Source organism: Pseudomonas sp. GM17 (assembly GCF_000282175.2).
Classification (GTDB): domain Bacteria; phylum Pseudomonadota; class Gammaproteobacteria; order Pseudomonadales; family Pseudomonadaceae; genus Aquipseudomonas; species Aquipseudomonas chlororaphis.
Genome location: NZ_CP124732.1, coordinates 3545750 through 3558429 on the forward strand (window position 1 = coordinate 3545750; position 12680 = coordinate 3558429).

The 12680-nt window shown below is 61.3% G+C and carries 13 protein-coding genes; 10 read left to right on the forward strand and 3 right to left on the reverse strand.

The features are described from left to right. Positions 1-263: 263 nt before the first annotated feature. From PMI20_RS15965 to fapF, 9 genes are all read left to right on the forward strand, one after another. The gene (locus PMI20_RS15965; protein ID WP_007926446.1) at positions 264-1898 is read left to right on the forward strand and encodes a methyl-accepting chemotaxis protein; all 1635 of its coding nucleotides are present in this window, start codon (positions 264-266) and stop codon (positions 1896-1898) included. A gap of 108 nt (positions 1899-2006) precedes the next feature. Continuing rightward, positions 2007-2573, forward strand: a complete 567-nt coding sequence (gene pnuC, locus PMI20_RS15970) for a nicotinamide riboside transporter PnuC (RefSeq protein ID WP_007926454.1) — start codon at positions 2007-2009, stop codon at positions 2571-2573. Beyond that, positions 2570-3094 (forward strand): AAA family ATPase, encoded by a 525-nt coding sequence (locus PMI20_RS15975; RefSeq protein WP_007926455.1) that lies wholly within the window; start codon positions 2570-2572, stop codon positions 3092-3094. Before pnuC ends, PMI20_RS15975 begins: the two co-directional genes overlap by 4 nt. Before the next feature lie 354 nt (positions 3095-3448). After that, positions 3449-3910 carry a functional amyloid chaperone FapA gene (fapA, locus tag PMI20_RS15980; RefSeq protein WP_007926466.1) on the forward strand — a complete coding sequence of 154 codons (462 nt, stop codon included), beginning with the start codon at positions 3449-3451 and terminating at the stop codon, positions 3908-3910. A gap of 1 nt (position 3911) precedes the next feature. Then, positions 3912-4490: a fibril amyloid subunit FapB gene (gene fapB / locus PMI20_RS15985; RefSeq protein WP_007926468.1), complete on the forward strand. Its 579-nt coding sequence runs from the start codon at positions 3912-3914 to the stop codon at positions 4488-4490. Positions 4491-4552: 62 nt separating this feature from the next. Beyond that, positions 4553-5614, forward strand: a complete 1062-nt coding sequence (gene fapC, locus PMI20_RS15990) for an amyloid-like fimbrin subunit FapC (RefSeq protein WP_007926470.1) — start codon at positions 4553-4555, stop codon at positions 5612-5614. A gap of 63 nt (positions 5615-5677) precedes the next feature. Beyond that, the gene (fapD, locus tag PMI20_RS15995; RefSeq protein ID WP_007926471.1) at positions 5678-6358 is read left to right on the forward strand and encodes a fibril amyloid maturation endopeptidase FapD; all 681 of its coding nucleotides are present in this window, start codon (positions 5678-5680) and stop codon (positions 6356-6358) included. A gap of 44 nt (positions 6359-6402) precedes the next feature. Beyond that, positions 6403-7149, forward strand: coding sequence for a fibril amyloid subunit FapE (fapE, locus tag PMI20_RS16000; protein WP_037034809.1), 747 nt, complete (start codon positions 6403-6405; stop codon positions 7147-7149). A 45-nt stretch (positions 7150-7194) separates the two neighbouring features. Continuing rightward, the gene (fapF, locus tag PMI20_RS16005) at positions 7195-8487 is read left to right on the forward strand and encodes a fibril amyloid transporter FapF (RefSeq protein ID WP_007926477.1); all 1293 of its coding nucleotides are present in this window, start codon (positions 7195-7197) and stop codon (positions 8485-8487) included. A 60-nt stretch (positions 8488-8547) separates the two neighbouring features. Here the strand turns inward: fapF and PMI20_RS16010 are convergent, their stop codons facing one another. Next, complete coding sequence (locus tag PMI20_RS16010; protein WP_007926478.1) at positions 8548-9873, reverse strand: sigma-54 dependent transcriptional regulator; 1326 nt, start codon at positions 9871-9873, stop codon at positions 8548-8550. 351 nt (positions 9874-10224) lie between these two features. Between PMI20_RS16010 and PMI20_RS16015 the strand changes: the two genes are divergently transcribed. Further along, positions 10225-10491, forward strand: a complete 267-nt coding sequence (locus tag PMI20_RS16015; protein ID WP_007926479.1) for a hypothetical protein — start codon at positions 10225-10227, stop codon at positions 10489-10491. A gap of 273 nt (positions 10492-10764) precedes the next feature. On the opposite strand, the gene paaX is transcribed toward PMI20_RS16015, so the two are convergent. Both paaX and paaY read right to left on the reverse strand, forming a co-directional pair. Further along, complete coding sequence (gene paaX, locus PMI20_RS16020) at positions 10765-11688, reverse strand: phenylacetic acid degradation operon negative regulatory protein PaaX (RefSeq protein WP_007926480.1); 924 nt, start codon at positions 11686-11688, stop codon at positions 10765-10767. Between the two features lie 87 nt (positions 11689-11775). Next, entirely contained in the window at positions 11776-12372 is a 597-nt protein-coding gene (gene paaY, locus PMI20_RS16025) for a phenylacetic acid degradation protein PaaY (RefSeq protein WP_007926481.1), read from the reverse strand. Positions 12373-12680: the final 308 nt, after the last annotated feature.

Below are 12680 nucleotides of genomic sequence, written 5' to 3' on the forward strand. Positions count from 1 at the left end.
GTGGCATGCCTCTTAGTTTTTCTTCAATGTTCACTGACACGTGCGTCGCGACTTCGCAGCCGCAATAGGATCATCATCGCCCCTGAAAATTCCGTGAAAAATCAGCCGGATTCAGGTTTTTCGCGATGAGGCCGAAATCCTAGCAGACATACTCGATAAACGCTGTCGCGTTGAGAGAATCAGCGGGACCGGACTGCAAGGAGCGCATGACGGATGTACGGGGTGTTTCTATTACAAGAACAACAATCGGGAGTGACAGATTCATGAACAGCTTACGCAGAATGTCGATCAGCCGCCGGCTGTGGCTCATCCTGATTGTCGCGGTACTGATGCTGATGACCCTGGGCATGTTGATGCTCAAGCAGATCCACGACGACCTGTACCAGGCCAAGGCGCAGAAGACCCAGCATGTGGTGCAGACCGCCAATGGCGTGCTGGCCTATTTCCAGGGCCTGGAAAGCGCCGGCAGCCTCGATCGTGCGACGGCGCAGAAGCAGGCGCTGAGCGCCATACGCAACCTGCGCTATGACCAGAGCGACTACTTCTGGATCAACGACCTGACTCCGGTCATGGTCATGCACCCGACCAACCCCAAGCTCGACGGCCAGAACCTCGCGGCCATTCGCGACCCGGACGGCTTTGCCGTGTTCAACGAAATGGTGGCCATCGCCAAGGCCAAGGGCGCCGGCATGGTCAACTATCGCTGGCCGAAACCGGGCGCCAGCGAGCCGGTGCAGAAGACCTCCTATGTCCAACTGTTCCAGCCCTGGGGCTGGATCATCGGTTCGGGGGTGTACATCGATGACGTGCAGGCCGAGTTCCGCAGCCAGGTGGTGAAGGCCTCGGTCGTCGGTATCGCCATTGCCCTGCTCATGGCCCTGCTGGTGTTGCTGATCGCCCGCAGCATCGTCCGCCCGCTGCAGGAAACCGTGCACGCCATGGCCAATATCGCCAGCGGCGAAAGCGACCTGACCCGCACCCTCGACACCCACGGCCAGGACGAAGTCACCGAACTGGCCCGGCACTTCAACGGCTTCACCGCCAAGCTGCGTCTCGTCGTCAGCCAGTTGCAGGTGTCGGCCGCAGCCCTGGCGCAGTCCTCCACCGACCTGGGCAGCAATGCCAGCCAGGCCCAGGAACGCAGCCAGCAGCAGTCGCAGCAGATGGAGCTGGTGGCCACCGCCATCAACGAAGTGACCTACGGCGTACAGGACGTGGCAAAGAACGCCGAACACGCCGCCAGCGAGATGCGCGACGCTGAAGCCCAGGCCCAGCAGGGCCAGGTCAATATCGACGGCAGCCTGCAACAGATCGACCGGCTCTCGGGCACCATCGACCAGGCCGTGGAAGTGATTCGCACCCTGGCCCAGGAAAGCACCCAGATCGGCAGCGTGCTGGAGGTGATCCACTCGATCGCCGAGCAGACCAACCTGCTGGCGCTCAACGCGGCGATCGAAGCCGCCCGCGCCGGCGAACAGGGCCGTGGGTTCGCCGTGGTGGCCGATGAGGTGCGCCTGCTGGCCCAGCGGACGCAGAAGTCCACCGCCGAGATCCAGTCGATGATCGAGCGCCTGCAAGGGCACTCGGAAGCCGCGGTGAAGGTCATCGGCGACAGCAGCCGGGCTTCGCAGCAGACCATCGAGCAGGCCGGGCTGGCCGGTGAAAGCCTGAATGCCATCGGCCAGGCCCTGCGCAACCTCAACGGGCTGAACGCCTCGATTGCCAGCGCCACGTTGCAACAGGCCCATGTGGTCGAAGACATCAATCAGAACGTGACCCAGGCCGCCGGCCTGTCCCACAGCACCGCCCTGGCGGCCGAGCAGTCCAGTGCCGCCAGCCTGCACCTCAAGGAACTGAGCGAGCAGCTCAACGGCCTGTTGCGCCAGTTCCGGGTCTGAAGCTGACCGTGGCGGGGTTTTCGCCCCGCCACGGTTGCCGGCCTTCACTAACATGCAAGGCCGCTTCTGGTTACAATCCGCACCCTTCTCCGCTTCCAGGTAGTTTTCATGTCCGGGCTTGAACTGTTCGCCGCCGCACTCGGCGTGATCTCCGTCTGGCTGACAGTCAGACAGAACCCCTGGTGCTGGCCGATCGGCCTGGTCATGGTGCTGCTGTACAGCTGGATCTTCTTCGAGGTGAAGCTGTATTCGGACATGCTGCTGCAAGTGGTCTACGCCGCCCTGCAACTCTATGGCTGGTGGCAGTGGACCCGCGGTGGCGCCAGTCATCAGGGCCGTCCGGTCAGCCTGCTGGCGCCACGCTCGATGCTGCTGGGCCTGAGCCTCGGGGCTATCGGCAGCCTGCTGTTGGGGGCCGCCATGGCCCATTGGACCGATGCCGCGCAACCCTGGCTGGACGCCGCGCTGACCGGCTTCAGCCTGGTGGCGCAGTGGTGGATGGCGCAGAAGCGTGTGCAATGCTGGCCGCTATGGATTGCCGTCGACGTGATTTTTGTCGGCCTGTTCATCTACAAGGACCTGTACCTGACGGCGGCCCTGTACGGGCTGTTCACCTTGCTGGCCGTGCAGGGCTGGCGCGCCTGGCGGGCCGACCCGGCGTTGCGCCCGGCATGAAGGTCCTGGTGTTGACCGGCCCCGAGTCCAGCGGCAAAAGCTGGCTCAGCGGCCACTTGCAGGCACGCTTCGGCGGCATCCAGGTGGGCGAGTACGTTCGCCATTTCATCGAGCAGCAGCGACGCGATACCTGCCTGGCGGATATCCCGGAGATCGCCCGCGGCCAGTTGGCCTGGGAGGACCAGGCCCGGGCACAACAGCCGCCGCTGCTGATTCTCGACACGCACCTGCTGAGCAATATGCTCTGGAGCCAGACCCTGTTCGGCGCCTGCCCGGACTGGCTGGAGCCCGAGCTGCTGGCTCGCGGCTACGATCTTCACCTGCTACTCTCCCCCGAAGATGTCGGCTGGAGCAACGACGGCCAGCGCTGCCAACCCCAACTGAGCGAGCGCCTGGCCTTCTTCAAGGCCACCGGTGATTGGCTGGTGCAACACCAGCAGCCCTTCGAAGTGATTCGCGGCGACTGGGAAACCCGTCGACAACGGGCATTCGAGCGGGTCGAGCGTTTACTTCAGGGTTAGCCGAATCCCTTTCCTGTCCGCTTTTTTTCTCCTCTGCTGGCGAGAAAAACGTCCATCCCTGAAACACCCGCCGCTGCGCAGAACGGCCAAATCAAAGGGCTTCTCATTGCCCTTCTGCCATCTGTTAAAACGCTGATACAACCCGCCGCGAGCCCCCCGACCCAGAGCCTCGCCACGGCCATACCGGGCTGTCGAAGGCGATACTGGTCTCATCGTTGAAACACCCCTGCCCCGGCAACACACCTGGTTATTCGTAACCTGTTGAATTTTTGAAACAATCGAAAAGCGGCACGGCTTCTGCTCTCTACCCTGGCAACGCTGACTAGGGCCAGCGAAGAAGAAGGGAATGCTGCCGTGGAGAATCTCAATTCAGCTCTGACCCACCTCCTGCTGATCGGCTGTGCCATCGGCTCGCTGCTCAGCCTCCCGGTCCAGGCTGCCGACGACATCAGGGACGGCAGGATCGTTCTCGACCGCGACGTTCAACCTCGTAGCGTCGGCCGCCCTCCGCTGCATCCTGACCCCTACCCGACCACCGTCAATGCCAACCCATCGGCCCGGGTCAAACAGATGACCAGCAACACCGAATTGAGCGACGGTGATTTTGCCGGGGTCAGCAGCGGTTCCACGATCAGCAGCAGCGTCATGCCCAACGGCGTCAACCTGCAGGGGCTGAACAGCGTCACCAACCCCAACGGCCTGACCGGCATGAGTGCCGGCCACGGCGGCGGTAGCGGTGGCGCCATCTCCGGCACCATCAACCGCTCGCTGAATTCTGGCCTGGCTCCTTTGGGCAGACTGGCCGGAGGCCAATGAGATGACTCGTACCCTCGTATGGCTTGCACTGTTCGGCTGCGCTTCGGTGATGGCCGACCCAGGCATCCAGGCGGTGGACACCGCCACCCTTCACAACTCCGGCGCCCGCTACAACGGCAACTTCAACGTCAACCAGGCCGCCGGCGACCAGCAGCAACAGACCAACACACGCGCCATTGCCATCGGCACCGACGCCCAGGCCACCACTGTGGTCCGGCAGAAGCTCGGCACACCGGCCAGCAGCGCGATCGACGCCAGCAGCAACATCGGCGGCAACGCTTTCAGCAACGGCAACGGGGTCCTGGGCGTGAACCAGGGAGCCGGCGCCAACAACCAGATGATCAACGCAATGCGGGTGAGCATCAGTGCCCAGCCGCAAAGCATCGACGACAGCGTCCTGTCCCAACAGAACGTGGCGCTGTTACCAGGCTCGGGAGCAACTGACGCTTCCAAAGGCAGCCGCCAGGTCGTTACCAGCGACCAGGCCTTCACCGGCAGCCGGGGAGTGATTCAGGTGAACCAGAGTGCCGGGGTGGGGAACCGAATGGCTAACACCCTGAGCATACGGGTCGCTGACTGACCCGCAGCAGTGCGATTGGAAAGTACCAACACTTAACCAACTAATAAGCACGGAGAAACACCATGAAACCTACAATGGCTCTCAAGCCACTGGTTTTTGCACTTGCCGCAGTGATGGCAATCGCTGCACATGCAGGTGGTAATGACGACAACCACGGAGGTCACGGTGGTCATGGCGGCCACGGTGGCCATGGCGGTCACAATGGTCACCACGGCGGTCACGGTGGCCATGGCGGACACGGCGGACACGGCGGCCAAGACCTCAACACCCAGCTGCAAATCACCGCCGGGGCTGTGGCCAACGTGACCGATGAGCAGTACAGCTCGGGCAACAGCGTCAGCAACCGCGGCACCGAAAACAACGCCGACGCCAGCGACTCGATGAACAACTCCAACGGCAACATGGGCGCCAACGTGGCTGCCGGCGACGGCAACCAGCAAGACAACGCCGTCGCCCTGGCCACCGCCGATGAAAGCTTCATCTTCGGCAGCGCGGTAGCCACTTCCAGCGCGACCCAGACCAACACCAACAACACGGTGAAAAACTGGTCCACGCAAAACAGCGCAACACTCGACAATGCTGGCAACGGCGGCTCCGGCAACATCGGCATCAACGTCACCGCCGGTGACTTCAACCAACAGAAAAACAACCTGGCAATCGCCGTATCCGGCGGACGCGTAGCGACTGCGTCAGCTTCGGCCGACCAGACCTCCACTGGCCTGGACGTGGACAACAAGGGTGTGCGTACCTACAAAAAAGACACCCTCACCGGCGAGTTCAATGCCTCCGGCACCTACAAAGGCACCGGCTACGGCAAGATCCAGGGCGACGACGATCACCATGGCGGTGGTCATCATGGCTACAACGACGACCGTCGTGGCGGCCACGATAACGACGATCAGAAATTCACCTTCAAGGAACAAGGCACGATCGAACTTTCCGGCGTCTGGACCAAGCAAGTGCTGACCAAAGACGGCTGGAAAAACCCTGTGATCAACAACGCGTCGATGTCTGGCTCGATGAACGGCTTCTCCGGCAACGGCGGTGCCAACGTCTCGGCGGGGGTCGGCAACCAACAAAGCAACTCGCTGTCCATCGCTGCCGGCTGCAGAGCCTGCCTGTAATCACGAGAGTGACGAAAGCCCCGGAAACGGGGCTTTTCCACCGTCCCACAAGGCGTAGCGATCATGCGAATGGCGACCTTCTCCCTTTTGCTTTGCCTGACTGGCCTGGCTCAGGCCGCGCAGATGCCGGTGGCCGTGTTGCCTGGCGGCAACCTGGTGTACAAGCAGGTGCAGAGCGTGCGGGAGCGCAAATTCGCCGACCTGGTCGAGCAGAAAACCGACTTCAGTTGCGGCGCCGCCGCGCTGGCGACGGTGCTGCGCCAGGCCTACTGGCTCGACGTCGATGAGGAGCACGTCATCAAAGGCATGCTGGCCACCGCTGACCAGGACCTTGTGCGTACCCAGGGTTTCTCCATGCTGGACATGAAGCGCTACCTGGAAAGCATCGGCATGCGCGCCCGGGGCTACCGGATACCTCCCGACAAACTGCAGGCGGTCTCCATTCCGGTGGTGGTACTGATGGACATTCGTGGTTACAAGCACTTCGTGGTCATGCAGCGGGCGCAGAAAGACTGGGTCTATATCGGCGACCCCGTCCTCGGCCATAAACGCTACTCCCACGAAGACTTTGTCAAAGGCTGGAACGGTATCGTCTTCGCCATCGTCGGCCCCGGCTACGACAAGGCCAACGCCTTGCGCGCCCCGCCCAACCCGCTGACGGCCAAGAACAAGCTGGATACCTTCAACCCGGTCAAAGACGCAGAACTGATGGAATTCGGTTTCATTCAGAGCGACTTCTTCTAGGGTCGCCCTAAGGATAAAGGGGCAGGATGCTCCGGGAGCAGCAGATGAAAAGCGCTTACTGGCTGGCCGCTGCCTGCCTGGTCACAAGTTTTCCTGCGTACGCCAACGCAGGGTTCAAGCCTATAGAAATCAAGGACCAGGAACTCTCCGAGCTCCGCGGTCGCTACGTCATGCCAGGGCGGATCATCAGCTTCGGCATTGTCATGAGCAGCACCTGGCGCAATGCCTCGGGCGACCTGATCGGCGCCACGACTTCCATGCAGATCCAGCAATCGACGATCAAGCCGGAATTCTATGTCTCCACGATCAACGAAACCGGCAACGGCTCGACGCCGACCCAGGGCTCGGGCAACGTGATCGGCGGCGCGGGCCTGGCCACCACCCAAGGGGTGACCCAGAGCGTACGCGCGGCGGGCGACGGCAATAGCGCCTATAACAACGTCTCCATCGACGTCAAGGAAGCCAGGCATGCCCCGGCGTTGGTGCCGGCGCAGGGCCAGCTGTTGATGAGCGGGCAAACCATCAGCGGCAGCAATGCCGCGGGCAGCGTGGCCGTGTCCGCCACCGGTGGCGGCATCCAGATGGCCATCCAGGCCAGCAACAACCAGGGCTCAGCCCTGCAACAAGTGGCCCAGGGCGGCTTGCTGCAGAACACCCGCCTGCTGGGCGACAGCAACCTGGTCAGCAACCTGACCCAACTGAACGTCGTGCTCAACAATAACGGGGCGAGCGCCGGCGCTTTGGATTGCAATCTGACCCAGCTCAAAGGCCTTCGCAACCTGGGATATTGAACTACGCTGATTCTCGATCATTAGGCTCAAAGGGACGGCTTATTCATGTATCGATCAGTCTCGCTGCGCGCAGTTGTATGTTTGAGCACCCTCCTCCCGACGGCACTGTTGCAGGCAGCTCCGGATGCCGACGTAGAGGCCCTGAAACAAGAATTACTGGAGCTTAAGCAACGTTACGAAGTGCAGCAGAAAGCACTGGCGGTATTGGAACAACGGGTACGCCAGGTCGAGGAGCAACCGGCGGCGCCACCCCCGAAACGCCTGGCCAAGTCGCCAGCGGACATGCGTGGCAACCAGCAGGTGGCCGGGACCACGAGCCAAGGCCCGACCCCGGCCGGCGGCAGTTCCTACGGGGAATCGCTCAAGGATGATTCACAACCGGCGCAGAGTGTGTCCAACCTGTACGACGAAGCCAGCGGCTTCTTCGGCGGCGGCAAGTTCAGTGTCGAGACCGGCCTGACCTACTCCCGTTATGACACCCGGCAGCTGATTCTCAACGGCTTCCTGGCGCTGGACTCGATCTTCCTCGGCAACATCAACCTGGACCGGATCAAGGCCGACAACTGGACCCTCGACCTCACGGCCCGCTACAACCTGGACAACCGTTGGCAGTTCGACGTCAACGTGCCGGTGGTCTACCGCGAATCGACCTACCAGTCCGGCGGCGCGCAAAACGGCGCGGCGGGCGTCACCAGCGAAAAGACCGTGTCCAAGGACCCGACCCTCGGCGACGTGAACTTCGGCATCGCCTACAAATTCCTCGACGAATCGGTCAATACCCCGGACGCGGTCTTGACCCTGCGCGTCAAGGCGCCGACCGGCGAAGAGCCGTTCGGCATCAAGCTGCGCCAGGTCCAGGACAACACCAACCTGTTCGTCCCGGATGACCTGCCGACCGGTAACGGCGTCTGGTCGATCACCCCCGGCATCTCGCTGGTCAAGACCTTCGACCCGGCGGTGTTGTTCGGCACCCTCTCCTACACCCACAACCTGGAAGAATCGTTCGACGACATCAGCTCCACGGTCAACTTGAAGACCCCGGGCAAGGTCAAGCTCGGCGACAGCTTCCAGATCGGCATGGGCATCGCCTTCGCCCTGAACGAGAAGATGAGTATGTCGTTCTCCTTCTCGGACCTGATCCAGCGCAAGAGCAAGCTCAAGGAAGATGGCCAGGACTGGCAGTCCGTGGTGTCCAGCGACGCCAACGCCGGTTACTTCAACGTCGGCATGACGGTGGCGGCCACCGACAACCTGACCATAGTGCCCAACCTGTCCATCGGCCTGACCGACGATGCGCCGGACTTCACCTTCAGCTTGAAATTCCCCTACTACTTCTAAACACCAACCAAAAAAGGCCCGCGGCGATCATCTCGCCGCGGGCCTTTTCGTCGCACCGCCCTAGCGGATCTGATGCTTGTGCAGCAACCGGTAGAAGGTCGGGCGCGATACGCCCAGCACCCTGGCCGCGACGCTCAGGTTGTCGCTGTGCCGATTCAACACATCGCACAGGGCCTGGCGCTCGGCCCGGTGCTTGTAGTCCTCCAGCGTGCCCATGGGCGCGATGCTGGCCTGCGGACTGAGCAGGCCCAGGTCCCGGGCTTCGATCTGCCGGCCCTCGGCCAGTACCAGGCCGCGCCGCACCCGGTTGGCCAGCTCGCGGACATTGCCCGGCCAGTCGTGCTTGCCCATGGCCACCAGCGCGTCTTCGCTGAAACTGCGCGGCCGGCGCCCGGTTTCCTGGCTATAGAAGTGGGAAAAGTGACTGGCCAGCATGCCGATATCGCCATGCCGTTCGCGCAATGGCGCGGTGACCACCTGCAACACATTCAGGCGGTAATACAGGTCTTCGCGAAAGCGCCCCTTGTCGATCGCCGCCTCGAGGTCGACGTGAGTCGCCGCCAACACCCGTACATCCACCGGAATCGGCTGGCTGCCACCCACCCGTTCAATGTGTTTTTCCTGCAAAAAGCGCAACAGATTGGCCTGCAGCTCCAGCGGCAGGTCGCCGATTTCGTCGAGAAACAGGGTGCCGCCGTGGGCCGCCTCGATACGCCCGACCTTGCGTTGATGGGCGCCGGTGAACGCGCCCTTCTCATGGCCGAACAGTTCGGACTGGATCAGGTGCTCGGGGATCGCCCCGCAGTTGATCGCCACGAAGGGTTTGCTGTGGCGCTGCGACTGGCGGTGCAGGGTCCTGGCCACCAGTTCCTTGCCCGTACCGCTTTCGCCGCGAATCAGTACCGGCGACTCGGTGGGCGCCAGCTTGCTCAAGAGTTTGCGCAAGTCGCGGATCGGTCGGCTGTCGCCCAGCAACTCATGCTCGGGCTGAGCGACATGAATATGCCCCTGGCCACGCAGGCGGGCCATGCCGAAAGCCCGTCCGAGCGTCACCTGGACCCGCGAGACATCGAACGGCAGGGTGTGGAAATCGAAAAACCACTCGCAAACGAAATCGCCGACCTTCTGCAGGCGCAGCACGTCCGGACTGAGCACCGCAATCCACTCGGTACCGCTGCGGCTGATCAGGTCCTTGACCGCTTCCGGTCGCTCCAGGTGAAAAGCCTGCAAACGCAGCAGGCCGACGTCACAGCCGCGATCAACGGCCGATTCCAGGTCACAACTGTCGACATCCCAGCCCACCGTGCGTAATCCAGGCAGCAGACGATGGCAATCGTCGCACGGGTCAACCACTAAAAGACGGCGTAAGGCGGTCGCTTCAAGCATGACTGTTCCTTGGCGCCAAAAAGAGGAAAAGTTATTAGAAACAGTAGTTTGGCAAACCTGGCTGTAACATTAGCAATTACTTGACGCTGTCTTGTATCGATTGTTTATAGCACCAATCACCATTTGGACTAACCATTACATGGATCCAAAAGCCTGGTTTAATTCCCTGCGCCAATCTTTCATTCAGCTTTCAAAAGAAGGCTCTGAATCGCGGGTGTGAACAAAAGTTGTAAATTCTGGTCTTTCTATGTGACCTGATCCCTGGTTCGAGACATCAGTACAAGTAACCAGCCGAACGGTAAGCCCAACCGACGGCACATCATTTGATTGGGCACATAGAGAGAAGACCCCATGAACGCCCCGCTCCGTATCAACGAAGCACTTTTGATCGCCGACCGCGCATTCCAGCCATTTCAATGCGTCGCCTGGGCCCCACAAGACGGTAACGGCGAACTGAGCCTGACCGTCATCGACCGCACCAATACCCGTATTGGCCGCAAACAGATTCCAAGCAGCGCCTACTCCGACCCGGCGCAACTGGAAGACCTGCTGAAACAGGCCCGCGCCGAACTGAGCCAGGAAGGTTACACACTGCAATCCTGGGCCATGCCAGAGTAAGAACACGAACGCAGATCACCTTCGGGTGATCTGCGTTATTTTGTCGCAGTTGATATAGCCGCACTTTAGCCAGTTGGCAGAAAGTTCAACTTTTGCGGCCTGACTTGCCTCTCTCCCGCCTGTTTCCAGGCGAGTCTCCAGACATTCGTTAAAACCTCTTTATTACCGCCTTAGTCCGCGTCTGACATGGCGCTTTAGTATCTGCCGCACATCCCTCGCCAGGCGCCCCCGGCACTCGAGTGTTCCTGAACGAGGGCTGTATCTTGAAACGCCTTACTTCAAACCGCCAAAACGCCGATAGAAACTTTCGCCCACGTCGGGCAGCGGACCGTCGGCGTTTTCCAGTGCGTCGTTGAGCCATTCCTCGGCCTTGGCGTAGATCAGGCGATAGATGTTGCGGCAGAGCTGGCGCGCCGCCCGGCCTTCCCAGTCGCCAGGCAGCAATTCGTCCGGCAACTGCGGGTCGCGCAGCAGCAGTTTGCGGTACTCGTGAATCAGCAGCAGGCGCGCCAGGAAACAATCGGCCGGTTGCAGTTGCTCCTGCTCGCGCAGCGCTTGCCACAGCGGCCGGAACAACTGGATGAACTCGCTGTAGTGAGCCGCCAGCTCATTGATGTTCCAGCTTTCGCGCACCTGCAGGCGCAATGCCTTGGAGGCCAGTACATCCTGGGCAGTGGTCTCGAACACAATGGTGTCTTCCTGGGCACCAAGGTCCACCAGGGTCGCGTTGATATCCGCCCGATCGCTGCGGGGACAGGCCAGCACCACCGGCGAAATCGCGCCAAAACCTTGCCATTCCAGCTCTTCGCGCACCTGCTTGCGCTTGTCCTGGCCAAGCTGCGACAGCATGACCAGGCACCAGGAACCATCCCAGGCCGGCACGCTGGCGTTATAGACCCGCTTGAAGGCCTTGTCGAAACGCCGGCGACCGGTACCGGTCAGGCTGTAATAGCTGCGGCGCCCGACTTTCTCGGCGCTCAGCCAGCCTTCCTTGGTCAGGCGAAAGATCGAGGTGCGGATCAGCCGCTCGTTGATGCCGATGGGTTCGAGCAACTGGATCAGGCTGCCCAGCCATACCGTACCGCCGTGGGGTTCGATGGCATCGCCGTACAGGGTAATGATCAGGGAGCTGGCGCGAATCGGCGTCTGCTCCTGGAAACGGGTCACAAGATGATTCAACGGTGCTAGGGACGACATGGGCGTACCGGACAAAAAGGAAGAAATATACCGGGTTTCACCGGCTTGGAGTGGCCTGGAGCGCGCGACCCACTGTGCCCTGCTTGTTCACTGACCAGTATTTTTCGGGCGCAGGCCGCTGTCAGTGATGCGCGGGCGATTGGCTTCGGGTTCCGCGAGCGGCTCACAGACCTGCATCTGCTCCAGGCAGCGCCTGGCCAGCTGTTGATATTCACGGGTGCCGGCCTGCTTCCAGTGCAGCTCTTCGTCGCTGAGGCGGCGTTTGACACTGGCCGGGGCGCCCATGACCAGCGACTGCTCCGCACACTCGAAGCCGGCCTTGACGAAGGCCGCCGCGGACACGAAGCAGCGTGGCGCGATCCGGGCGTTGTCCATCACCACCGCGTTCATTCCCACCAGTGCATCGGCGCCGATCCGGCAGCCATGCAGCACCGCGCCATGGCCGATATGGCCGTTGCGCTCGACCACCGTGTCGCTGTCGGGAAAACCGTGCATCACACAGGTGTCCTGCAGGTTGGCCCCCTCCTCCAGCACGATCCGCCCGAAATCGCCGCGCAGGCTGGCCAGCGGGCCGATGTAGCAATGGGCACCGACTATCACGTCGCCGATCAGCACGGCGGACGGATGCACATAAGCACTGGGATGGACCACCGGGGTCAGGCCGTCGAGGCTGTAGCAGGTCATGAGGTACTCCTTGGCTAGGGCAGCAAGTCGAAACATTGCGCAAAGCGATGCCGATCAGGATTTATTTTGTATCACATCAAGTTTAAACGAAAAAGCAAAAAAACAGTATCACGTCTCTGCTCAGCGAAGGCCGCTAAGCAAAGGCCATAGCCCCAGTAAAATCTAGAAAATCACGACTTGATCGAGCCTCTTCGTCCTGGCGCAATCGATTCAAACCCTCAACATAAAGACACAATAATAGTATTTTTACGTTGCATTTATGTATCGCATTGGCGATATACTCGGCGAAAACCGGCTTCCCAGCCGAT

Excerpts from the sequence above, each read along its gene's own strand:
- paaX (WP_007926480.1), bottom strand. The coding sequence starts at position 11,688 with ATGTCGTCCCTAGCACCGTTGAATCATCTTGTGACCCGTTTCCAGGAG.
- PMI20_RS15965 (WP_007926446.1), top strand. The coding sequence starts at position 264 with ATGAACAGCTTACGCAGAATGTCGATCAGCCGCCGGCTGTGGCTCATC.
- fapB (WP_007926468.1), top strand. The coding sequence starts at position 3,912 with ATGACTCGTACCCTCGTATGGCTTGCACTGTTCGGCTGCGCTTCGGTG.
- fapE (WP_037034809.1), top strand. The coding sequence starts at position 6,403 with ATGAAAAGCGCTTACTGGCTGGCCGCTGCCTGCCTGGTCACAAGTTTT.
- PMI20_RS15975 (WP_007926455.1), top strand. The coding sequence starts at position 2,570 with ATGAAGGTCCTGGTGTTGACCGGCCCCGAGTCCAGCGGCAAAAGCTGG.
- fapD (WP_007926471.1), top strand. The coding sequence starts at position 5,678 with ATGCGAATGGCGACCTTCTCCCTTTTGCTTTGCCTGACTGGCCTGGCT.
- PMI20_RS16010 (WP_007926478.1), bottom strand. The coding sequence starts at position 9,873 with ATGCTTGAAGCGACCGCCTTACGCCGTCTTTTAGTGGTTGACCCGTGC.
- PMI20_RS16015 (WP_007926479.1), top strand. The coding sequence starts at position 10,225 with ATGAACGCCCCGCTCCGTATCAACGAAGCACTTTTGATCGCCGACCGC.
- paaY (WP_007926481.1), bottom strand. The coding sequence starts at position 12,372 with ATGACCTGCTACAGCCTCGACGGCCTGACCCCGGTGGTCCATCCCAGT.
- fapF (WP_007926477.1), top strand. The coding sequence starts at position 7,195 with ATGTATCGATCAGTCTCGCTGCGCGCAGTTGTATGTTTGAGCACCCTC.
- pnuC (WP_007926454.1), top strand. The coding sequence starts at position 2,007 with ATGTCCGGGCTTGAACTGTTCGCCGCCGCACTCGGCGTGATCTCCGTC.
- fapC (WP_007926470.1), top strand. The coding sequence starts at position 4,553 with ATGAAACCTACAATGGCTCTCAAGCCACTGGTTTTTGCACTTGCCGCA.